This window comes from Psychrobacter sp. 1Y4 (assembly GCF_051847555.1).
In genome coordinates this window covers 1-844 of the sequence record NZ_JBPYDE010000332.1, presented here as the reverse complement: position 1 = coordinate 844, position 844 = coordinate 1, and the positions used below count along the sequence as shown (strand labels likewise).

Here is an 844-nt window from a genome sequence, read left to right as displayed (position 1 = left end):
CTTAACCTCGATTTTGCAAAAGTATTTTTAAGAGTTACTATCTTTTTAGTAGTAACTATATTATCTTATATTACTCCTCTGCAAAGAAATCTGCGCGTCGCTTATAAGCCGCTCCCACCAAATAGAATGTACAAACAACCCATACACAAGGACTGTAAAATGGATGTTACGAAAACAGATATTAATAATACGCTGGCTACTTGGGAAGCTGATGATGTGCGTATACGCGCTACATTAGGCTCTATAGGGATAACCTCACCTGCTCAACTGGCCAGCATGAGTGGCCAATCATTTTTTGATGCCATGTTTGCGGGAGAGTTGCCCTCACCACCGATTGGTGAAACGCTTGATTTTATTCCTATCCACATACAAGACGGTAAATCCATCTTTCAAGGTCGACCCGGTCAGCAACATTACAATCCACTAGGTAGCGTACATGGCGGTTGGTTTTGTACCATCCTTGACTCTGCTGTCGGCTGCGCTATTCATTCTACCTTGCCCGCCGGCAAAGGCTATACCACACTCGAGATTAAAGTAAATATGATTCGAGCGTTGACCAAAGCCATTCCGCTAGTACGTGCTGAGGCTAATATCATCCATGTCGGGAGACAAACCGCCACTGCTGAGGGACGCATTGTTGGGCCTGATGGCAAACTATACGCCCATGCCACAACCACCTGTTTGATATTTGATATGCAGCCATGAGTATGATGGTAGATTTTTACTTAATATGCTTTTGATCATTGATGAAAATTTTGATAGTTAACGAACAATAAGGCCAATACTATGCAAGCATTCGAACGGGTAATGACTCTAGATGGCAAAAAAGCGCGCTATTATGATC

At 42.9% G+C, this 844-nt stretch carries 1 protein-coding gene; it reads left to right on the top strand.

Translation table 11 applies throughout. From position 1 onward, the window contains the following. Positions 1–159 precede the first annotated feature (159 nt). A complete protein-coding gene (locus ACS8FC_RS16140; RefSeq protein ID WP_439297519.1) occupies positions 160–705 on the top strand; it encodes a PaaI family thioesterase in 546 nt (181 codons plus the stop codon). Positions 706–844: the final 139 nt, after the last annotated feature.

Excerpts from the sequence above, each read along its gene's own strand:
- ACS8FC_RS16140 (WP_439297519.1), top strand. The coding sequence starts at position 160 with ATGGATGTTACGAAAACAGATATTAATAATACGCTGGCTACTTGGGAA.